The organism is Adhaeribacter radiodurans (assembly GCF_014075995.1).
Lineage (GTDB): Bacteria > Bacteroidota > Bacteroidia > Cytophagales > Hymenobacteraceae > Adhaeribacter > Adhaeribacter radiodurans.
Window position 1 is genome coordinate 1,860,464 of sequence record NZ_CP055153.1, and the last position, 22,036, is coordinate 1,882,499.

Sequence of the window (22,036 nt, forward strand, 5' to 3'; positions counted from 1 at the left end):
TAAATAATTACCGGCGGTTATCGGTTTCGTCCATTATGCTGCGGTAACTCTCGTAACGGGTAAGCGAAATTTTACCGGCTTTTAAATCTTTTAAAACCGCGCAACCTGGCTCATTTATGTGCAAACAATTGTAATATTTACATTGATTAAGCCGCTCGCGCATTTCCGGGAAAAAATAACTTAATTCTTCTTTCGGGATATCTACTAAACCTAGTTCTTTAATGCCCGGAGTATCAATAATATAGGTATCGGGTGCAAGCTCAAACATTTCAGCGTAAGTAGTAGTGTGTTTTCCCTTATCCGAATAGTCGGATATTACGCTGGTTTTTAATTCCAGTTCGGGCGATAATTGATTGATTAAAGTGGATTTACCAACACCGGAATGTCCGGAAAAAAGGGTTTTATGACCAGCCAGTAATTCTTTAATCTCTGAAATTCCTTGCCCCGAGACCGTTGAACAAATAATACCAGAATAGCCAATCTGGTCATACATTTTTAAAATTTGGTTTTGATATTGGGCAGTTTCCGGATCGTATAAGTCGGATTTGTTATAAATCAGAGTAACAGGAATGTCGTATGCTTCGGCGGTAACCAAAAAACGATCAATGAAACCGAACGAAGTGCGGGGCGAAACCAGCGTGACTACCAGTAAAGCCCGATCTATATTAGCAGCAATTATGTGGGAATGAGCCGTTTTATGTGTTGATTTCCGGATAATATAATTTTCGCGTTCGGCAATGTGGTGAATAGCGCCCGTAGACTCGCCGGCTTCTTCCAGCTCAAATTCTACTAAATCGCCTACCGCTATGGGATTACTTACTTTTAAGTCTTTTAACTTAATTTTGCCCCGTAAGCGGCAGCGGTACATTTCCCCATCTTCGGTCCGGACAATATACCACGAACCGGTTGATTTCATTACTAATCCTTCCATGCTGAATTTGTTAGCCACTGCTGGCAAGCTGCTAAAATTTTAGTAGTAGCTCCGGCATGTTGCGCCAGGTAATGTATAGCTGTTTCTTTTATGTGCTTTCTTTTTTCAGGATCGCCGTTTATTTTCTCAAATTTGTCCCTTAGTTCCGAAGTGTTTTGAACGGGAAAAGCGCACTGCAAAGTTACTAAATCTATTGCTTCCTGAAATTTAGTAAATGCCGGCCCAAAGAAAAGCGGTAAGCCAAACACAGCCGCTTCCAAGGTATTATGCAAGCCTTTGCCAAAAGCGCCTCCAATATACGCGTAAGTGCCATAACGGTACAAGGATGCCAATAAACCCACATTATCAATAATTAATACGCGGTAACTTGAAACGGTATCTGGTTGCGCTAAGGAATACCGGATAGCTTTTCCGGCAAAATTCTGTAATAGTTTTTCTATTTCATCAGAATGAATTTCGTGCGGTGCGATAATAAACCGCATGGCAGATAAATTTTCCTGAATAAACGGTAGTAACACGTGCATATCGGCGGGCCAACTACTCCCGATAATAAACACAGGTTCGAGGTTTGTAAAATTGGCCACAATGGGTATTTGCTGCGCTTGGGCAGCAGTCTGCAGTACCCGGTCGAAGCGCGTATCACCGGCTATAGTTACGTGGTTTATCCCGCCTTGCTTAAGTAATTGAGCTGAATTTTCGTTTTGAGTAAATATATGAGTAAATAACTTTAAAATGTTGCGGTAAAAGCCGCCATACGATTTAAAGAAAAGTTGATTTTCCCTAAATATTGCCGAAATAGATATTACCGGAATTTGCCGTTGATGGAGTTCGAGTAAGTAATGGTACCAAAACTCGTATTTCACAAAAACCGCCAGGCGAGGTTGCAGCAACTCCACGAACTTACGAGCGTTAGCCGCAGTATCGAGCGGTAAGTAAAAAATGTAGTCGGCACCAGCATAATTTTTCCGCACTTCATAGCCCGAAGGCGAAAAAAAAGTAAGAGCAACCTTGTATTCAGGGTATTCTTGTTTTATTCTTTCTATAACCGGCCGTCCCTGTTCAAATTCGCCCAACGATGCGCAATGAAACCAAATAACCGGCTGCTTATTTCCGGCGAGTTTATCCTTCATAGCAGGAAAGAAATTTTGCCGGCCCGTAATCCATTTGCCAGCCTTCGTGTGAAAAGGGGCAGTGGTTTGAAGCAACAAGCCGTAAAATTGAATTCCCAGGTTGTAAAAGAATTTAGTCATGCATGTCTGGTTACAGGTTGCAAGTTACAGGTTGCAAGCTGGAAAATTAGAAAGTTGTCAGGTTTTAAGGTTGAAATTTAGAAAGTTGTTATGTTGTTAAGTTAAATAGATGTGGTATCCTTTGAACTTAAATTATATAGGTTTTTGGATTGAATCATTTTACAACCAATTAAAACTATTGTACTTATAAAAATGACAGAAACCCTCAACCTTACAACTTTCTAACTTTTTAACTTTCCAACTAATCAACCTTCCAACTACTTTCCTTTGAAATTGGGACTTCGTTTTTCTATAAAGGCGGCCATTCCTTCTTTTTGGTCTTCGGAAGCAAAGGCCAGGTAAAAGTTTTTGCGTTCCATTATTAATCCTTCTTCGAGGTGCGTCTCGAAGGAACGCAAAACGGCTTCTTTGGCTAACTTAACCGCTATAGGAGAAAGAGCAGCAATTTGCGCGGCGAGTTTTATAGCTTCCGATAAGTAAAGTTCAACGGGTACTACCCGGTTAATTAGTCCGTGCTTTTCAGCTTCTTCCGCGGATAAAAACTTGCCGGTTAAAACCATTTCCATTGCTTTTGCTTTGCCAATGGCTTTGGTTAAACGCTGAGTACCACCGGCGCCCGGAATCACGCCAATTTTTATTTCCGGCTGACCAAAAACGGCAGTTTCCGAAGCAATAATCATATCGCAGAGCATAGCAACTTCGCAACCACCTCCTAAGGCAAAACCCGAAACCGCTGCTATAATAGGTTTTTTCGTTTTTTTAATCTGATCCCAGGTGGCAAACTGGTCAATCTGGTACATGTCAATAGCCGATTTATCGGCCATTTGTTTTATATCGGCTCCCGCAGCAAAAGCTTTTTCGTTGCCGGTTAACACAATTACCCGCACTTCATTATCGGCATCTAAGTCTTGTAAGGCATTGCGCAACTCACTCATTAAAGGCACACTTAAGGCATTTAACTCTTTTGGCCGGTTAAACTCAATTAAAGCAATATGTGGTTGTACCGGATTGGTTACTTTAATAAATTCCATAAGTTAAATAGTAGGTAGCTTTTACAATAAAGTTTTAGGTTTTTGAAAAGAAGATACTAAAAACGCAGAAATAAGTATGGAAACATGCATAGCAATAGCCCCCTTAAAAGAAAACGCATTTACTTTATTTCCCAGTTCACTTACAATAATGTAGGACATTAATCTTCCTTCTATTAGATAGTAGACAATGTTCATGAATAGTATCTCAATAAAAAGAACCCAAATAAAAAACGTGGATTTAGTAACTGGTACTACAGCTTTGTAAATTGGAAAAAGCAAAAACTGAAGAACTGTTCCTGATATTCCTAGTACTAGCGTGCTGAATAGCAGAAACGAAAATAATTCATTATCCAGTTTATCAAATATAGCAATGGCTAGACCAAATAAAGTAAAAAGAATAAAGTGAAAAACTGTAAAACTCCAAAGTAATTTCAATTCCCTTATCTTTTATGATTAAGTACTTTAACCAAATTAGTTGAGATTATTAATAGTAAGTTGTTGAGCATTAAAATTTACTAAACTAATAACGAACAACTACTTACCTGTTGCACTTGTTATTACTTAGCTGATGCCGGTTTTACTAACAAACTGATACGTTGTGCGGGTACGCTGTTCCAGTAAAATTTCTTTCTCTTTTGTTAAACGAGTTATGCTTGGCTCGTCGTAATTTTTAATGGTAAATAAAGTTAAACCGGTATTGTAATGAATAGTAAAGTGGTCTTGTAAAGATTGAATAAACAGGTGGAGCCGGTTCGCGTCGTAATCTGTACAAACAGAGAATGAGATGGCAGAATTTTGCATTAAGTTGATCCTGAACCGATAATTAGCTAAAGCGGCAAAAATGGTGCTCAGGTTGCTTTCGTTTATAAAAGCAAAATCTTTCTCCTGAAAAGAAATTAAACATTGCTGTTGTTTCAAGATAAAGGCCGGCGCTATTTTATCGTGCCGGCAATCATGGATAATGGTGCCGGGGGCTTCTGGTTGCAGAAAGGATTTTACGTATAAAGGGATGCGGCTGGTGGCTAATGGTTTAATAGTTTTCGGGTGAATAACACTGGCGCCGTAATACGCCATTTCTACCGTTTCCTGAAAAGAAATTTCCTGGTACAAAACTGTATCCGGAAATAACTTCGGATCGGCATTTAGTAAACCCGCCACGTCTTTCCAGATGGTTACCGATTGAGCCGAGAGACAATGCGCAAAAATAGCAGCGGTATAATCCGAGCCTTCTCGCCCTAAAGTAGTTGTTAATCCATCGAAAGTGCCTCCCAAAAATCCTTGTGTTACTACGTGCTTTTCCTGCAAAAGTGGTTTTACATGGTTTTCAACGTTATTTTGGGTCAGGTTCCAGTCTACTTTAGCCTCACGCCAGATAGAATCAGTACGGATAATAGGTCGGCAATCCAGCCAGGTGCTGGGTACTTCTACGTGTTCCAGGTATTCGTTTAAAATTACCGATGCCAAGAGTTCCCCGTAACTTACTACCTGATCGTATTGCTTATCGTAAAAATCAGAAGCAGTAACGGTAAGTAAATAAGTCTCTAGTTGCTGAAATAAATTTTCTACTTGTTGATATACCGGATGTTGCGCCGTAAATAAATCTTGTAGTATCTGGTAATGGTATTGTTTCAGGTTATTTAATGCGGAGGTAAAATCTAGTTGCTGGAAGGCTTGTTCAAACACCTGCTCCAGGCCATTAGTAGTTTTACCCATGGCCGATACCACTACCAAAATAAAATTATTATCCGGAGGTTGGCTTTTAAGAATGGTCCCAACGTTGCGTACAGCCGCCGCATCTTTCACCGAAGCACCACCAAATTTAAATACTTTCATTTATTTGTTTTAAGTAGGCCAGGAACAATAAATTTTATTTTTTGATTTACTAATTCCGAGGATCCGCTTGTTATCCGGAGAATTGAGCCGGAAAGGTAAACTTTTAGCAAAAAAAAATCCTCTGAAAAGAGGATTTTTAATTTAAGATTCTTTATTGCTTGGTTCTTCGTCGGTTTCGCTAAGTGCTGGTTCGGCACTCATGGCATTTTCAGTTTCAGGGGTTGGTTCTGCTTCGGTAAAAGGTACGTATTTGCTTACAATACCATACCAATTTACTATTTTTTTAATGTCCGATACATACACCCGCGAGCGGTCGTAATCCGGAATAATTTCCTGAATAAAAGAAAATAACTCCGCGTTGCTCGACTTGCTGTTAACTGTTATCTCATCACCAAACTTCTGGCGAATCCGTTCAAATACTTCGGCAAGAGGTACGGTAACTTCGGCATCTTCGGTATAAATAGAAATCTCGTGCAGTAAAGAAATCCGATGCTTTGATTGCGCTACTTGTCGGTTGGCTTTATCGTCTAACGTTTCGATAATAACCCCGTTGCGGGTAGGGCTCACTATCCGGTATAAGCCGCTCATACCAGCTATAGAAGCTATGTCTTTTAAATTAACAGGCATAAATTGAGTTTTAATTAAAGTTTAAAATTAATCGGAATGCTGTAGTTAGAAGCAAAACCAGGCGCATTAAATTTTAATAATTTAACTACGCGTAATGCTTCATCGCCGCAGCCACCCCCAATGTTTTTAAGAATTTTGGCATTTGCTACTGTACCATCTTCGTTCATCGTGAAGCCTATAATAACCTGACCCATAATGCGGTTCCGTTTCGCTAGCGGAGGGTATTGCAATTCTTGCGCGATAAAATCGTACATAGCTGTCTGCCCACCTTCGTAAAATTCGGCGAAAGGCAATACCTTCTCCACTCCAACCTTATTCGTTTTTGGCGCATCTTGTGTTGGAGCAGTAGTTTGAGCCATGGCTGAATTAGCGGCTGCAAAGAAAGCAAAACTTAAAAACAAAATCGAAAATTTTAACTGCATACTTTTTATTTGATTATAAAGATGAAAGTAGAACGCAGCCGGGGTCAAGATTAGTGCCAAATAATTTTAATTTTTCCCCAGTTCAACGTTGGTTTGCTCAATGAATTGTAATAGCTCCTCACGACCATTTTTCTCTGCCGAAGAAGTAACATATAGGGGCGGTAACTCCTCCCAGGTTTGCAGTAAGGCTCTTTTGAAACCTGCAATGTTTGCCTGCGTTTTTTGGATGGATTGTTTATCTGACTTCGTAAATACGAGCACAAAGGGTACGCCCATTTCGCCAAGTAATTGAATAAAGTCTAAATCTGATTTTTGGGGTTCCAGGCGGGAGTCAATCAGCAAAAACACACAAGCCAGGTTCTTCCGGTTACGCAGGTAAGCCTTTACCATTTTTGACCATTTTTCCCGGGACGTTTGACTTACCCGGGCCCAGCCGTAACCCGGTAAATCGACCAGGTACCAGTTTTCATTAATTAAAAAATGATTGATTAATTGCGTTTTGCCCGGTAAAGAAGATGTTTTAGCTAATTTACTACGTTCGGTGAGCATATTAATCAACGAAGATTTTCCTACGTTAGAACGGCCAATAAATGCGTATTCCGGCAAATTTGTTTCGGGGCATTTGGCTACTTCGGTGTTGCTGCAAATAAATTTAGCTTCTTTTATAATCATTACTTTTCTTTTACGGCTCAACCAAACTTTTAACCTAAACAGCACACAGCGGTTAGTCGGGTTATGTTTTACGCAACAAATATAAGTAAAGTATAAAGAATGCCTGGCTTCCTCAATCCTATATACAATATGCTGTTTCTGCCTTTTATCTGCTAAGTACAAATGCCTAAAATAAAATACTGAATTAAGGAACAGTTTTCGAGGTTAGTATTGTTGGATGCAGTAAGAGATGCAAGATCTTTAAAAAATGCTCTTATATTTGCATTTAAAATGCTATTAGGTTAGGTTAATATTGTTTTTGTGCAAATTTTAATAAGTTAGGTTAAAGCTGGTGTATAGAACTGAAATACTTGCTGGTTTCTGTTTTAAGATTTACTAAAAACTCTAAAATAATATTATTTAACAATTACCGGCTAATGGCGCTGGAGCTAAATTTATTTTATTCTTTTTAAGTTATTGCCTATTCTTTTAACTGCTACTTCATGAATTATCTTTTCGGGAAATCTGCCAGAATTTTAGTGCTCCTTACCATTGCCCTCTTATTTTCTCTTGCCAGCCAGGCACAAAACTTGCGTAGCCTGATGAAAACGGGTGATAAGTATTTTGCTTTAGGAAATTACCGGGCAGCCATCCCGTATTACGAGCAAGCACTAAACGAAAATACAGATAATGCCGAAGCTTTATTTAAAGCAGGCGTGAGTTTTTTAGCTTACGATAAAGACCGGGCCAGCGATTATTTGTATAAAGCCCAGCGGTTAAACGCCCACATTTCGCCGGACATTGAATACTGGCTAGGCCGGGTTGACCACGTTAACTATCGTTTTGAGGATGCAATTCAGCATTACGAACAATACGCCAATACTTTAGCTAAAAAAGCAAATGCTCGGCAAGAATTGGCTATGTTAATTGCCCAAAGTCGATTCGCGGATAAAATGGTTCGTCAGCCGAAAGACCTTTTTGTGCGTAATTTAGGGCCAACCATTAACACTCCTTTTTCGGATCATAGCCCGGTTATATCAAGAGATAGTAAAACCCTTATTTATACTACCCGCAGCAGTCATGTAACTAATAACCCGGTAGCAACCGATGGGGAATATAACGAAGAAATTGTGGAAGCTATTCGCCTGGATGCAGATGATTGGTCGGCGCCCCGTTCATTAAGCCTGCACCTGAACAGCAAAGGCCACGATGCTTCTATTCAGCTTTACGATAACGAAACTAAGTTACTTTTATACCGCCAAACCGAAAACGGCGATTTTTACTATTCCATGAAAGATCACCAGGATTGGGGTGTTCCGCAAAAAGTACCGGGCCACGTAAATACCAGCAGCTACGAAAGTGATGCCTTTATAACGGCAGATGGTTCTACGATGTATTTTGCCACCAACCATTTTTCTAAAACGGGTGATAAAGATTTGTACGTTGCCCAAAAAACAATTAAAGGAGATTGGGGTAAACCCAAAAATTTAGGTAAAAACATTAATACTTCTTTTGACGAAGACAGTCCTTTTCTAACTGCCGATGGTAAAACCCTATATTTTACTTCCCGGGGACATGCTACCATGGGGGGTAGCGATGTATTTGTAACGCATTTTAATGAGGCAAGCCAAACCTGGTCAGAACCCGAGAACATGGGCTACCCGGTAAATTCACCCGACGACGACACGTACTTCCGGTTAAGTGCCGATGGCCTTACCGCTTATTTATCTTCGTACCGGATGGGAGGCTACGGCGAAAAAGATATCTGGTCGATAGATTTAAGTAAAAGTGTTTTAATACGGGGCTTGGTTTCTGATCAATTAGAAGGGAGCGCTGATTCTGAAATAGAAGTTGTTTTCAGTAGCAAACCCTTACATAATAAATTACTTACTTATTCGGTAATTATAACTCCCGGCACTCGTTCTTTTGAATTACCAGTGCAATCGGGCCGTACATATAAGGTAACTTTTTCTAAAAACGGTCAGGTATTCCCTACTCAGGAATGCAACGTGCCGGCAACTACAAACGAAAACGTAATTCTGGAAAAAGGTTTTTCCTTAGCCAAACTGCCCAAAGAAACAGCTAAAAGAAATTAAAAAAAAGTTTAAACCAATAATTATCAATATATTAGACACAAGACTTGTTTGTGTAATGTGTTTTATTCCTTCTTATTAGGGCGCATTAAAAAAGAAAATGTTAATAGGAATATTAAACTTACTTGACTTCAGGACTAAAGAAAGCTTAGACCTGATAAATATTAATGAACCTATTAATTCCAGAATATTTAAATTTTTTAAGTTTTATTTCATTATCTGCATTATTATACCCAGCGCTTTTATTATTGGGTTATATATTTTTACTCCACTTCAGCTTACCGCACTATTAACAGAAATATTAACAACGATAGGTTATGAAGGGGTGATAATATTTTATGCACTTCTTTTCTTTCTGACTGAATCTCTATTCAATCCAAAACTTATAATCTGCATACTTCAAATTCCAATGTTTATAGCAAATCCAAGATTTTTAAGGAAGGAAAGAAGAAGGAAAAGATTTGTAGAATTAAAGGAAAACTTTCATGACTTCCTATATGGAAGTATTAGAATTAGCTTGAAAATGGCTTTAATTATAACTTTAATAAATGCTTTTAAATAAAATAACGTGCCCTAATCACCCCTATACGGCAGCAATGCAGTCGCATAGCCAACCAAGATTACAGTTAAAATATTTTTTATTAAAGGATCCAATTAATTTTACACCTTTACTTAAGTAAAAACCAGAAGCATTAACTTTAATTTAAGGGCATAAAGTAGAGCTCCGATTAATTTAATATTATAAAAAGAATTGTACTTAAAATACAGTTCGAGCGTTTAATAGGCTAAACTCCGGTTTAGCCTATTTTTTTGTACCGAAGCTACGTAATACTAGTAATCAATCGTACTTTTGATCCAGGATTTAATAATAAAATATGGCCGTAGTTCCTTATAAAGATACCGCAGACAATAAAAAATCGCAGGTGGCGCAAATGTTTAACAGCATTGCGGGCAAATACGATTTTTTGAATCATTTTTTAAGTGCCGGAGTAGATATTTACTGGCGGAAAAAGGCCATTGATTTAGTAGCAAAATCAAAACCGGAGTTTATTCTGGATATAGCAACCGGTACCGGCGATTTTGCCATTGAAGCATTACGAATCAAACCCAAGAAAATTATTGGGGTAGATATTTCCGAGGGAATGCTGGAAGTTGGCCGTCAAAAATTGCAGAAAAAGCAAATCAGCCACTTAATTGAATTAAAAACCGGCGATTCGGAGAATTTGGAGTTTGAGGCTAATACGTTTGATGTGGTAATGGCCGCTTTTGGAGTGCGTAATTTCGAAAACCTGGAAAAAGGTCTGGCGGAAATGCACCGGGTTTTAAAACCAGGCGGACAAATAGTAATTCTGGAATTTTCTAAGCCCAGAGCTTTTCCGTTTAAGCAAGGTTATAATTTTTATTTTAAGCATATTCTGCCGGTATTTGGTAAGATGATTTCGAAAGACCGGGCGGCTTATACGTATTTGCCGGAGTCGGTACAAGCTTTCCCAGATGGCCCGGATTTTATTAATATTTTAAAACAAGTTGGATTTAAAGCAACAGCATGGCATTCTCTTACCTTTGGCATCAGTTCCATTTACGCGGGTACCAAATAACAGCAGGTTTCCTTTTTCTTTTTTTTACTGTTATTTACCAACCGGTACAGGCGCAAAAGAAAATCGAAAAAATTAATTTATCGAATCACGATGCCAAATCCATGCATTATGGTTTTCACCTGAGCGCCAACCTAGCCAAATTTAAGTTGGAGCATTCGCAGTATTTTGTAGATAGCGTTTACAAACCCGATGGTAGTACGCTTTTTTCAAAAGGCACGCCGGGCTTTAATATTGGCTTTGTTTTAAACAAGAAAATTACCCACTACGTAGATTTGCGCTTTTTGCCGGGCGTAGGATTTTATTCGCGCCGCTTGAATTTTAAAAATGGCGAAGGCGAAGAAAGCACCCAGGAATTTGGAATTACGGCGGCGGAATTTCCATTATTAGTAAAATTAAAATCGGAACGGCGCAAAAACGTGCGCATGTACGTGGTAGGCGGAGTGAAATCTTCGATAAACGTGGGCAATAAAAAGAAAGGTGATGCCGCTACTCAGCTAGAAATAAACGCGAATGATTTTGCTATTGAATATGGGGTAGGAGTAGATTTGTTTTATCCTTTCTTTAAATTCGCTCCGGAACTTCGTTTCTCCAATGGACTTACTAATTTACGGTCACCCGGCAATAATTTGGGAGCAAGAAGCTTAGATCGGGTTACTACTAATACGGTTACTTTGTATTTGTTTTTCGAAAATTAAAGTATAGTTCAGTCTAAAATGAAAGGGCGGGTAGTTTAATCTAACATAAAGAAAAAAATCATACAAAATAACGGTGGACTGTCGTCTATCGACTATGGACTAAACACTATGAATAAAATTGCTTTTATAACCGGCGCAACCTCGGGTATAGGTTGGGCTACTGCTGTAGCGTTGGCAAAAGTAGGCTACCGGATTATAGCCACTGGCCGGCGTGCCGAAAGATTAGAAGCCTTACAGAAAGATATTGACCAGGCAATTTTACCGTTGGTTTTTGATGTGCGCGATAAGCAGGCGGTAAAAGCCGCAATAGCTAGTTTACCCACGGAATGGCAACAAATTGATGTACTCCTGAACAATGCCGGCAATGCCCACGGTTTAGCTCCTATTCAGGATGGCGATGAGCTGGATTGGGAAATGATGATTGATATTAATGTAAAAGGTTTACTTTACGTATCGAAAGAGATTATTCCTTTTATGTTAAAGAGACAAGCCGGACACATAATAAATATTGGTTCGGTAGCCGGTAAAGAGGTGTATGCTAACGGAAACGTTTATTGTGCTTCTAAATTTGCCGTAGATGCGCTCACCCAGGGCATGCGCCTGGATTTAAATAAAGCGGGTATAAAAGTATCGGAGGTAAATCCGGGCTTGGTACAAACCGAGTTTTCGGAAGTACGGTTTAAAGGCGATAAAGAGCGCGCCGAAACCGTATACCAAGGCTTTCAACCTTTACTGGCCGAAGATATTGCCGACTTAATTGTATTTATGGTTACTCGTCCGGCGCATGTAAATCTGGCGGAAATTCTTATTTTACCTACCGCCCAAGCCAGCGCCACTACGGTTAAGAAAGTTTTATAAGACCTCCAAATATACGGGAGCCACGTTCTATTAGCTGAAATTAATTTTCAGAATGCAAGCCCATAATTAAAGGTAGCAGGTGCCAATAAAGTAAAAGGTGCAGTTATAAGATGGAATTCATAAAAATTAAAGAAACCTGCCTTTACGTAACGGATTTAGAGCAAAGCAAAGCTTTTTACCATAATAAATTAGGCTTGCCCATTATAAGTGAAGTACCGGGCCGGCATTTATTTTTACGGGTGGGTAGCTCGGTGCTGCTTCTTTTCATTGCTGAAGTTTCCCGTCAATCCACTGAAGTTCCTCCTCATTTTGGTTCGGGGCATTTGCATATAGCTTTTGAGACCAGCCCCGAAGAATATCTTAAATGGAAAGAAAAAATTAATGAGCAGCAAATTTCTATAGAACACGAGCACAACTGGGGCAACGGTTATTTATCCTTTTATTTCCGGGATCCGGACCAGCATTGCCTGGAAATAGTAATTACTGGTATGTGGGAAAAACCGTAAAGCTTTATTAAAAATGAAGCAAATTTTAATACTAGGTGCCGGTCGTTCTTCGGTTTACTTAATTGAGTATTTAATTGAGCAAGCACCCGTTCAAAATTGGCAAATAACTATTGCCGATTTGCAAACCCAACCTTTACAAAGCCGGTTAAATCCGTTCACTTTTGTATCCCTACTAAATATTAATATTCATAATCAGGAGCATTTAAACAACCAGGTACAACTTGCTGATTTAGTTATTTCTCTTTTACCGGCTGCTTTTCATTTAATTATTGCGCAAACATGTTTGGAGTTAGGCAAACATTTTTTAACTGCTTCTTACGTTACGCCCGAGTTAAAAGCTTTGCACGAAGCCGCCCAACAGAAAAATTTACTTTTTTTAATGGAAACGGGTCTGGATCCAGGTATTGATCACATGTCGGCAGTGGCCGCGATAGCTAAAATCCGGCAGCAAGGGGGCGAATTATACAGTTTTAAATCCTATACGGGTGGTTTAGTAGCGCCCGAATCTGATACAAACCCCTGGCATTACAAAATTTCTTGGAATCCGCGTAACGTAGTGTTGGCAGGGCAGAGCACAGCTCGTTTTCTGCAAGATAATTCACCTAAATACATTCCGTATTCACAATTATTCCGGCGTACAGAAAAAATAGAAGTAGCAGGATTAGGTTTAATGGAAGGTTACGCCAACCGAGATTCACTTTCCTACCAGGAGGCTTATGGCCTAGAATCTATTTCTACGCTTATCCGGGGTACTTTGCGCTGGCCAGGGTTTTGTGGGGCGTGGCGGCAATTAATTAACCTAGGACTTACCGACGACAGTTATTCTCTCCCTCTTTCTGGTAATAGCACCTTTTTCCAATGGCTGGAGAGTTACTTACCGGCTTCTTACCAAAACGTACCTTTACTAAATCGGCTAGCCGATTACTTAGATTTACCCGAGAATAGTGCCGAGATCCAGGCGATTCAGTATTTAGGTTTGCTGGAAGAAGAACCTATAGGTTTAGTAAATGCTACGCCGGCGCGAGTACTAGAACAACGCTTGATTCAAAAATTGCCTCTGCAAGCCGAAGATAAAGATTTAGTGGTGATGCAGCACGAGTTTGAGTTTATGCTGGCGAACAAACAACGGCGGTTAAGATCGGCATTAGTGGTAGTAGGAGAAAACGCTACCTATACGGCTATGGCGAAGACCGTAGGTTTACCTTTAGGATTGGCAGCTAGCTTATTATTACAAAATAAAATAACTCTTACCGGAGTACAGATACCCACCCACCCGGAAATTTACGAACCAATATTAAAGGGCCTCGAAAAATTGGGTATTAACTTCACTGAGCAGGAAGAAGTGCTTTAAATATGTAAATAATAGGGTTGTAGCAGTTGCTGAAAAGCCTCGGTATACTGATTATTTTTTGTCCGGATGTAAATAGGAGAAGATGCTTCCGGAGATACAATGGGTTGAGGTTGAAAGTGGAGAATACTCCGGATTTGTTTACCGGTTTCACTGGTAAAAACCGGAAGTTCTTGCCGAAGAAAAAGTTGATAAGTAGGAGCGGCGTTTTTGATTAATTGCGCTTCGTACGGCGGTAATAAAAGATACAAGGAACCGGTTGCTTTTAAAAACTTCTGACAAAACCGTAGTAAATCCGGAAAAGGTAAATCGGTGCTATGCATAGCCCGGTTGCGGCCACTGTCCGGCGACTTTTGCGAGGCCTGGTAAAAGGGTGGGTTACTTAAAATTATATCGTAACTTTCTTTATTTATCCGTTCAAAATCTTGCAAGCTGCCTTTGTATAAAGTTAGCCGATCAGCCCAAGGACTTGCCTTAAAGTTTTCGGTGGCTTGTTCGGCGGCCGCAAAATCTAATTCTACTGCGGTAATTTTAGCTGAGGAACGTTGCGCCACCATTAAGGCTAATAAACCCGTGCCCGTGCCTATGTCTAAAATTGAATTAGCGGTTTCTACGTCCACGTAAGCTCCGAATAAACAAGAATCGGTACAAACTTTCATGGCACAGCGGTCTTGCTCCACCCGAAACTGCTTAAACTGAAAATAAGAATTAGCCACTTTTACTTCGTCAATTTCTCGGCTGCTTCGTAACCGTAATCAATTAATAAATTAGGGCTTAAAGCACTTTCCACAGCCATTTCGTCGCAACGTTCATTTTCTGGGTGACCAGCGTGACCTTTAATCCAAACAAAAGAAATAGTAAATTTTCGGTAAAGCGGCAGAAAACGGGTCCATAAATCGGCGTTAGCTTTACCGGCGAATCCTTTTTTTTGCCAGCCAAATACCCATTTCTTTTCCACGGCATCTACCACGTATTTGGAATCGGAGTATATAGTAACAGGTATATTTTCGTTTTTTAAAGCTTCTAATCCCACGATTACCGCAAGCAATTCCATCCGGTTATTGGTGGTGCGCCGGTACCCGGCCGTAAGCTCTTTTACAAATTGCTTGTATTTTAATATAGTACCGTAACCTCCCGGTCCCGGATTTCCCCGCGAAGCCCCATCCGTAAATATTTGAATCATGTTTTTAGTCCATAGACCATGGTCGATAGTCCACAGACCAAAGCCCTACGTCTTTAAATTAAGTTTATTAGTTTAAATTGTTATATGTACTAGGTTCTGGTAAAGCAAGGGTTAAATTAAAAGGCATTATAAAGCAAGGCGTGCAGTGTAATAATTTTATTTTTTATCGGGCCTATCGTAAAATCACACTTATAGCTGTTTGTGAAGACACAAACAGCGGCACCGCGCATTAGCATTGTCCTCACTGTCAAACTTTTTAAATTCTGTATCTTTATTTATTATACTGGATGTTGTAATAAATAATTGATTTCAGCTAGTTAACTAAAAAAGGTCTAATGTCCTGATACATGTATCTTTTTACTTTAACCTTTCTTTTAAATTTTGCCCTACTTTTTGCTCAAATTCTACTTGCGATAATTTTAAGTCTTCTCGTTCATAAAGGGCTAAATGCCCTATATTATTTGCCCTTGAAAGCTGGTAAGCAAAATCTATTTTTCGCATTGTTTCCGCCGAAGCACATAAGTTTTTGTGTTTGATTTTTCTGTTTAACCGGTATTTTTTATCAACCAGTATAACTTTGTTCTTAAGCAGATGGAATTTTACAGAATCATTTTGCTGATTAAAGCGAGCTAAGCTATTCAATGGAATAGTCATTTGCCGATACTTGGCATACGACCACGAATACCAATGATTGAACAATTCGTATTTTAATTCACTATTGTTAACGGTAATTACAATATCATAATGGCCCGGGAAAAATTTTGATCCTTTTCTGGAAGTAAATTCATTCTGCGCGAAAGCATTAATTGGGAAGGTTAACCAAAATAAAATCGCTATTGAAATTTGCCTTCTTACAATAACCTTGTCCATTATGAAACAGAAAAACCTTTCAACCTTCTAACCTACTCCAAAATGAATATTGCTTTTGAATAATTTTATGGCAATAGCAAGTAATATAACGCCGAATACTTTCCGGAGAATATCCGAACCGCTGTCACCAAGTTTTCGCTCAATCCAACTCGACGACTTAAGTACGATGTACACAAAAACTAAATTAATAACTATACCCACTAAAATATTGGACAGAGAATACGCTGCCCGAAGAGATAGGAGAGTAGTAAGCGTACCGGCCCCTACAATTAACGGAAAAGCCAAAGGAACAATAGAACCGGTCTTAGAATTAGGATTAGATTGAAAAAGGTGAATACCCAACACCATTTCCATACCGATTAAAAACAAAATTATGGCACCTGCTAAGGCAAACGACTCAAAATCGAGCCCGAATAATTTTAAAATCTCTTGTCCCAGAAACAGGAAAACAATCATGAGTACGCCTGCTACTAAGGTGGCTTTTTCTGATTGAATTACTCCTTCGCGTTTTCTTAATTCTATAATAATAGGAATGGAACCCAGTATATCAATAATGGCAAATAATATTAAAGTAACTGATAAAATTTCTTTAAAGTTAAACATGAGGCAAAATAGACGGTGGCGCGTGTTTTTTCATAAAGCCGCAAATTTAAGCGTAATATTTCAGAAAAAATTCTTTTAAGATTTCATATTCCTCATCGTTAATGGCCGGAAAATTAGCAACCCGGAAGCTATTTTTAGCCCAGGCACCGTAACCATTTCCTAATGTTAGGTTGTGGCGGGTTGCATTTCTTTTTACTTCCTCCACTAGTTTAGGATCAGCTTTTATAGCTAAAACCGTATGCGACCGCACATCCGGATTTTCGACCAGCAAAGTTAAATTGCTGGTTACTTGTTCCTGAAAAAAATCGTAAAGTTGTTGCGCCCGCTGCACTAAATCTTTATCAATTACTTTTATTAAGGGGCGTTGCTCCAGTACTTTATTTAGTAAATAAATATTTAAAACATTAGGCGTATGGGTGGTCTGAAAGTTTAACATTTTCTCGTACATAGGCACGAGGCTATTGTAATGCCTCCGTTCGTTTAACTGTTTGGCCCGAATAATAGTACGCGGCGAACACACCATAATTCCCATTCCGGCGGGTAAACCAAAACATTTTTGCACCGAAGCGTACCAAATATCGGCTTTAATGTATTTTAAATTAATGCCGGCCATAGAAGAAGTAGCATCCACGGCAATAAGCGGATCCGGAAAACGATTTAGCAAATTCAGAATGTTATTTTCTTTTATTTGCGTACCATTAGACGTTTCGTTTTGCGTAATGCAAATTACATCTGTTTGGGCCGGAATATTTAATTCGTTCACGTTTATTTCGGCATTTAGGTCAAAAGCAATGCCAGTGGAATTTGGTTGTAATTTACGGGCATATTCCAGCCATTTTTGCCCAAAGGCCCCATTGTAAACATGAAAGCTAAGCTGTTTTACTAAACTTTGAGTAATAATTTCCCAGCATTCGGTGGCCGATGAGGTAAAAAAAACATAGTAATCCTGCGGAATATTGAGCTTTTTTTTCAGCAGAGCGACGGTGTTTTTCGAAATCTCCACAAATTTTTCGCTCCGGTGCTGTATACCGAGGATACCTTCCTCGAAGGCCAGGGCTAAATAATCTTTTACTTGATCGTAAACCTTAGAAGGGCCCGGATAAAAGTTTAAAGAAGGTAGGGACATAATGATTTTTTAATGAAAAATGAAGCGTAAGGCAGATCTACCAACGGTTAGTTAAGCGTTTTTGTAGGCGAAACCTACTGTTTTGGGTCTCAGATTATTGAGGTAAATTAAGCCTAACCGGTAACCTTCTAAGCCAAAACCTACAATACAACCTTTACAATTTTTGCTGATATAACTCTTATGCCGGAACTCTTCGCGGGCATATACATTGGATATATGTACTTCAATTACTGGTGTTTCTATAGCCGCAATAGCATCGGCTAAAGCAATGGAAGTATGCGTATAGGCTCCGGCATTTAATAAAATTCCTTTATACGAAAAGCCTACCTCGTGTAATTTGTTTATCAGTTCACCTTCAATGTTACTTTGATAGTATTCCAGTTCTAAATCCGGAAATGCAGTTTTTAATTCTTCAAAATAATTATCAAAAGAGCGGGTGCCGTATACCGATTTTTCGCGGGTGCCCAGTAAGTTTAGATTTGGACCGTTTATAATAAGTATTTTCATAAAGTAGTTTCTGTTTTTACTAAATCAAAGGTAGAAAAAATTAGTCCGGCTGCCTAAAACAAACTAAATACAGGAGAGTAATTAGCTAGTTACGTTTGGTTCTTTAATTAATATAGTGCTTATTTGCTTTTTTATGTAAAATAGAATAATGAACTGGAACACCGGACTGCAACAATTTAAAGCCTACTTGCAACTTGAAAAATCTTTATCGGGCAATTCGGTGGAAGCCTACCTTCGCGATGTTCCAAAGTTAATTCAATCTTTAGAGGCAAACAATCTTTCGGTGGGACCTTTGGAAGTGCAATCCTCGCATGTACAAGGGTTGCTTAAATGGGTGAATGAACTCGGCATGACTCCTCATTCGCAAGCACGTACGCTTTCGGGCATCCGGGCTTTTTATAAGTTTCTGATTATGGAAGATTTATTGGCTGCCGACCCCACGGAAACTATAGAAGCTCCTAAATTAGACCGCAAATTACCCGATACGCTTAATTACGAAGAAATTACTCAATTATTGGATGCCATCGATGTTTCTACCCCAGAAGGAACCCGCAACAAAGCCATGCTCGAAACTTTGTACAGTTCAGGTTTGCGCGTATCCGAATTAGTAGAGCTCCGATTAAGTAATATTTACCGCGATTTAGGCTTTGTAAGAGTTATCGGGAAAGGCAGTAAAGAACGGCTGGTGCCCATTGGGCGGGATGCCTTAAAATATTTAAAAATTTACCTCGAAGAAATTCGCTGTCATATACCCATTAAAAAAGGGCAAGAAGATTATGTTTTTTTAAACCGCCGGGGTGCCGCACTTACCCGGGTAATGGTATTTACCATCATTAAAAATCTGGCGCAAAAAATCAGCTTAAATAAAACTATTAGTCCGCACACTTTCCGGCATTCCTTTGCTACTCACTTAATTGAAGGAGGCGCCGACTTAAGAGCCGTACAAGAAATGCTCGGCCATGAATCCATTACTACCACCGAAATATATACTCATTTAGACCGGGATTATTTAAAGCAGGTCATTCAGGATTTTCATCCGCGCAGTTAATATAGATTTGTTCTATATTATTTTATTTAACTGCATAATATTGCCAAAAAAAATTAGTAAAATGCCAGCATAAAAGTCGACTTTAACGGAATTTGTCATCCGGATTATATTCATTTGATGAAAGTTTACCGCTGCTTTTTATTTTTTAGTTGTATCCTTCTTTTTCATTCGCGCGCGCAAGCCCAACAGGTAGTGCCTTCAACCGTTTCCACTCCGGATACAATGGTACTTATTTCGGCTTCGGCTACTAACCAGCCTTTAGTTCAGGTATTAACCACAATTCAGGAGAAGTACAAAATTCGTTTCTATTACCGCCCCGAATGGTTAGAAGAAAAAGTAGTTACCCTTAACATCAATCAAGTGCCTTTAAGTCAAGGCTTGAAACAAATTTTACAGGGAATCACGCTGGATTTTATTATTTACCACCCAACAGCCGTAGTAATTTTGCCTAATGCCACTACTATAGTAAATAATGCTGCTGAAATAAAAGAAGAAAAAACCTTCGTTGAAAGTGATAAAGTAATAATCGGGGATCGGCGATATGCCCGCGTAAATAAGAAACTTACCTTAATGGGTTATTTGAAAGATAGTATTTCCGGCGAGCCGATTATTGGTGCCAATGTGGTAGAGAAGAATCAGGGAATTGGTACTGCCACCGATAAAAACGGTTTTTATTCTTTGGTACTCAGTACGGGCTACCATCCGCTTACGTTTAGCTCGTTAGGCTATGAAAATGCCGAAAAAGTAATTGCCTTGTACAGCAATGGTACTTACAATCAATCCTTAGTAAAATCAGCAGTTCAGTTATCCGAAGTTGAGATTAGAAGTAGAGCTAATAAACTGGATAATCTGGCCGCTATTCAATCCGGGGTGACGAAACTGGATTTAAGTCAGGTAAAAAAGTTACCGGCTTTTATGGGAGAGATAGACGTGGTGAAAACCTTGAAACTTATGCCCGGCGTAAGTTCTATTGGCGAGGCAGCGAGTGGTTTTAACGTGCGGGGCGGCAACGTAGACCAAAACTTAATTTTAATGGATGAGGCTCCTATTTTTAATTCTTCGCACTTGTTTGGGTTTTTCTCGGTTTTTAACCCCGATGCTTTGCAAGATATAACTTTATACCGCGGCGGCATTCCGGCTCAGTACGGCGGACGCATTTCTTCGGTGCTGGAAGTAAAGCAAAAAGAAGGGAATTTTGAGAAATGGGAAGGAAACGGTGGCATTGGTCCGATAACCGGCCGCTTAGCTTTGCAGGGCCCCATTATTAAAAATAAAACGTCGGTTTTGGTGGCAGGTCGTAGCTCTTATTCTAACTGGGTTCTTAACCGCATGCACGACTCCGATCTAAGGCAAAGTAAAGCCTCTTTTTATGATGTTTCGGCTAAGATAAGTCACAAACTCTCCGATAAAGATAAAATTACTTTAACCGCTTATTCCAGTCAGGATAAATTTGGTTTTGCCGTGGATACTATTTACAGTTGGTATAATAAAGCCGCCAGTTTATTATACGGCCATACTTTTACCGATCGGTTTTTTCTGGATGTAGCCGCCGTGTATTCTGATTATAATTTCCGGATTAATGTGGATGAACCAAATAATGCCTCGGTTTACAAAAACGGAATCCGGCAACAAAGTTTAAAAGCTACATTTACTTATATTACCGGTCCGCATGAGTTGCAATTTGGCGCCATGGTAAATAATTATTTATTCTCGCCGGGCCAAATAAAACCGAATTCCAGTTACTCGCAAATAATACCCATTACGCTAGATGCCAAAAGAGCCCGCGAAGGAGGTATTTTTATTAACGATGAGTTTACCATTACGCCGCGCTTATCTTTAATGGCCGGAATCCGGTTTTCCGTTTACCAACACTTAGGCCCCGGTAAGGTTTTCAGCTACGCCGAAGATCAACCGCAAAAAGAAGAAACTATTATTGATACTCTTCAGTACGGTTCCGGCAAAATCATGAAAACTTACGGAGGGATAGAACCGCGCCTGTCTTTGCGATTTAGATTAACGGAAAATTCGTCGGTAAAAGCCGGTTATAACCGCATCCGGCAATATATTCATTTAGTATCCAATACAGCGGCCGCTTCGCCGGTGGATACCTGGACTACGAGTAGCACGTCCATCCAGCCTCAAATTGGCGATCAGGTAAGTTTAGGGATTTTCCAAAACCTGGCCCAAAATACCTTTGAGACTTCTGCTGAAGTTTATTATAAAGACATTCAGCATATTCTGGATTATAAAAATGGCGCTGTTCTTTATTTAAATAATAATTTAGAAACAGAATTGTTGCAAGGCAAAGGAAGGGCTTACGGAGCAGAATTTACTTTAAATAAAAAATCCGGCCGTTTATCGGGCTGGGTAAATTATACGTATAGCCGCATCCAGTTGCAGATTAATGGAAAAACTCCCGAAGAAACCATTAACTACGGCGAATACTATCCGGCTAATTACGAGAAGCCGCATACATTAAATATTGTTAGTAATTACCAATTTAACCGGCGGGTTAACTTTGGAGCTAACTTTACTTATAGTACCGGCCGGCCAATATCAGCTCCTATTTCCTACTACCAATACGATGTTTTCTCGGTGCCTAATTACGCTTTACGCAATCAATACCGGATACCAGACTACCACCGCCTGGACTTATCTATCGGGATACAAACCGGTTATAAGAAAAAGAAAAAATGGGCCGGTTCCTGGAATTTTAGTGTGTACAATGCGTATGCCCGCAAAAATGCTTATTCCGTTTTCTTTAAAAAAGTATACGGGGCTCCGCCACAACCTTACCGTTTAGCCGTAGTGGGAACCTTAATACCGTCTGTTACCTATGATTTTAAATTTTAAAAA

The 22,036-nt window shown here is 39.4% G+C and carries 23 protein-coding genes; 9 read left to right on the top strand and 14 right to left on the bottom strand.

Annotation, left to right across the window (positions count from 1 at the left end):
* Positions 1-7: 7 nt before the first annotated feature.
* The 8 genes from rsgA to yihA all read right to left on the bottom strand — a co-directional run bounded on the left by rsgA (position 8) and on the right by yihA (position 6,766).
* Positions 8-931 (bottom strand): ribosome small subunit-dependent GTPase A, encoded by a 924-nt coding sequence (rsgA, locus tag HUW48_RS07765; RefSeq protein WP_182415136.1) that lies wholly within the window; start codon positions 929-931, stop codon positions 8-10.
* Positions 919-2,181: a 3-deoxy-D-manno-octulosonic acid transferase gene (locus tag HUW48_RS07770; protein ID WP_182415137.1), complete on the bottom strand. Its 1,263-nt coding sequence runs from the start codon at positions 2,179-2,181 to the stop codon at positions 919-921. Before HUW48_RS07770 ends, rsgA begins: the two co-directional genes overlap by 13 nt.
* 257 nt (positions 2,182-2,438) lie before the next feature.
* Positions 2,439-3,212 carry an enoyl-CoA hydratase-related protein gene (locus HUW48_RS07775; protein ID WP_182415138.1) on the bottom strand — a complete coding sequence of 258 codons (774 nt, stop codon included), beginning with the start codon at positions 3,210-3,212 and terminating at the stop codon, positions 2,439-2,441.
* Positions 3,213-3,233: 21 nt separating this feature from the next.
* Positions 3,234-3,647 (bottom strand): hypothetical protein, encoded by a 414-nt coding sequence (locus tag HUW48_RS07780; RefSeq protein ID WP_182415139.1) that lies wholly within the window; start codon positions 3,645-3,647, stop codon positions 3,234-3,236.
* Positions 3,648-3,773: 126 nt separating this feature from the next.
* Positions 3,774-5,045 carry an aspartate kinase gene (locus HUW48_RS07785; protein ID WP_182415140.1) on the bottom strand — a complete coding sequence of 424 codons (1,272 nt, stop codon included), beginning with the start codon at positions 5,043-5,045 and terminating at the stop codon, positions 3,774-3,776.
* Between the two features lie 141 nt (positions 5,046-5,186).
* Positions 5,187-5,672, bottom strand: coding sequence for a DUF5606 family protein (locus tag HUW48_RS07790; protein ID WP_182415141.1), 486 nt, complete (start codon positions 5,670-5,672; stop codon positions 5,187-5,189).
* 14 nt (positions 5,673-5,686) lie between these two features.
* Positions 5,687-6,094, bottom strand: coding sequence for an energy transducer TonB (locus HUW48_RS07795; protein ID WP_182415142.1), 408 nt, complete (start codon positions 6,092-6,094; stop codon positions 5,687-5,689).
* A 66-nt stretch (positions 6,095-6,160) separates the two neighbouring features.
* Positions 6,161-6,766 (bottom strand): ribosome biogenesis GTP-binding protein YihA/YsxC, encoded by a 606-nt coding sequence (yihA, locus tag HUW48_RS07800; protein WP_182415143.1) that lies wholly within the window; start codon positions 6,764-6,766, stop codon positions 6,161-6,163.
* 482 nt (positions 6,767-7,248) lie between these two features.
* Between yihA and HUW48_RS07805 the strand changes: the two genes are divergently transcribed.
* The 7 genes from HUW48_RS07805 to HUW48_RS07835 all read left to right on the top strand — a co-directional run bounded on the left by HUW48_RS07805 (position 7,249) and on the right by HUW48_RS07835 (position 13,846).
* Positions 7,249-8,841: a PD40 domain-containing protein gene (locus HUW48_RS07805; RefSeq protein WP_182415144.1), complete on the top strand. Its 1,593-nt coding sequence runs from the start codon at positions 7,249-7,251 to the stop codon at positions 8,839-8,841.
* Positions 8,842-8,938: 97 nt separating this feature from the next.
* On the top strand, positions 8,939-9,400 hold the full coding sequence (locus HUW48_RS07810; protein ID WP_182415145.1) for a hypothetical protein: 462 nt from the start codon (positions 8,939-8,941) through the stop codon (positions 9,398-9,400).
* A gap of 313 nt (positions 9,401-9,713) precedes the next feature.
* Positions 9,714-10,436 carry a bifunctional demethylmenaquinone methyltransferase/2-methoxy-6-polyprenyl-1,4-benzoquinol methylase UbiE gene (gene ubiE / locus HUW48_RS07815; protein WP_182415146.1) on the top strand — a complete coding sequence of 241 codons (723 nt, stop codon included), beginning with the start codon at positions 9,714-9,716 and terminating at the stop codon, positions 10,434-10,436.
* The gene (porT, locus tag HUW48_RS07820) at positions 10,385-11,131 is read left to right on the top strand and encodes a type IX secretion/gliding motility protein PorT/SprT (protein WP_182415147.1); all 747 of its coding nucleotides are present in this window, start codon (positions 10,385-10,387) and stop codon (positions 11,129-11,131) included. The genes ubiE and porT overlap by 52 nt, the downstream gene beginning before the upstream one ends.
* A gap of 108 nt (positions 11,132-11,239) precedes the next feature.
* Complete coding sequence (locus HUW48_RS07825) at positions 11,240-11,989, top strand: SDR family NAD(P)-dependent oxidoreductase (RefSeq protein WP_182415148.1); 750 nt, start codon at positions 11,240-11,242, stop codon at positions 11,987-11,989.
* A gap of 110 nt (positions 11,990-12,099) precedes the next feature.
* On the top strand, positions 12,100-12,495 hold the full coding sequence (locus HUW48_RS07830) for a VOC family protein (RefSeq protein ID WP_182415149.1): 396 nt from the start codon (positions 12,100-12,102) through the stop codon (positions 12,493-12,495).
* Positions 12,496-12,508: 13 nt separating this feature from the next.
* Positions 12,509-13,846, top strand: coding sequence for a saccharopine dehydrogenase C-terminal domain-containing protein (locus HUW48_RS07835; RefSeq protein ID WP_182415150.1), 1,338 nt, complete (start codon positions 12,509-12,511; stop codon positions 13,844-13,846).
* Here HUW48_RS07835 and HUW48_RS07840 read toward each other — a convergent pair.
* The 6 genes from HUW48_RS07840 to aroQ all read right to left on the bottom strand — a co-directional run bounded on the left by HUW48_RS07840 (position 13,843) and on the right by aroQ (position 18,132).
* Complete coding sequence (locus tag HUW48_RS07840; protein WP_182415151.1) at positions 13,843-14,559, bottom strand: tRNA1(Val) (adenine(37)-N6)-methyltransferase; 717 nt, start codon at positions 14,557-14,559, stop codon at positions 13,843-13,845. The genes HUW48_RS07835 and HUW48_RS07840 overlap by 4 nt on opposite strands.
* Before the next feature lie 2 nt (positions 14,560-14,561).
* The gene (gene rnhA, locus HUW48_RS07845; protein WP_182415152.1) at positions 14,562-15,026 is read right to left on the bottom strand and encodes a ribonuclease HI; all 465 of its coding nucleotides are present in this window, start codon (positions 15,024-15,026) and stop codon (positions 14,562-14,564) included.
* A gap of 357 nt (positions 15,027-15,383) precedes the next feature.
* Positions 15,384-15,896 carry a hypothetical protein gene (locus HUW48_RS07850; RefSeq protein ID WP_182415153.1) on the bottom strand — a complete coding sequence of 171 codons (513 nt, stop codon included), beginning with the start codon at positions 15,894-15,896 and terminating at the stop codon, positions 15,384-15,386.
* Positions 15,897-15,923: 27 nt separating this feature from the next.
* The gene (locus tag HUW48_RS07855; RefSeq protein WP_182415154.1) at positions 15,924-16,499 is read right to left on the bottom strand and encodes a MarC family protein; all 576 of its coding nucleotides are present in this window, start codon (positions 16,497-16,499) and stop codon (positions 15,924-15,926) included.
* 46 nt (positions 16,500-16,545) lie between these two features.
* Entirely contained in the window at positions 16,546-17,625 is a 1,080-nt protein-coding gene (locus HUW48_RS07860; RefSeq protein ID WP_182415155.1) for an aminotransferase class V-fold PLP-dependent enzyme, read from the bottom strand.
* 51 nt (positions 17,626-17,676) lie between these two features.
* Positions 17,677-18,132, bottom strand: a complete 456-nt coding sequence (gene aroQ / locus HUW48_RS07865) for a type II 3-dehydroquinate dehydratase (protein WP_182415156.1) — start codon at positions 18,130-18,132, stop codon at positions 17,677-17,679.
* A 148-nt stretch (positions 18,133-18,280) separates the two neighbouring features.
* Here aroQ and xerD point away from each other — a divergent pair, with 148 nt between their 5' ends.
* Complete coding sequence (gene xerD, locus HUW48_RS07870; RefSeq protein ID WP_182415157.1) at positions 18,281-19,180, top strand: site-specific tyrosine recombinase XerD; 900 nt, start codon at positions 18,281-18,283, stop codon at positions 19,178-19,180.
* Between the two features lie 117 nt (positions 19,181-19,297).
* Positions 19,298-22,033 carry a TonB-dependent receptor gene (locus tag HUW48_RS07875; protein WP_182415158.1) on the top strand — a complete coding sequence of 912 codons (2,736 nt, stop codon included), beginning with the start codon at positions 19,298-19,300 and terminating at the stop codon, positions 22,031-22,033.
* The last annotated feature ends 3 nt before the right edge of the window (positions 22,034-22,036 follow it).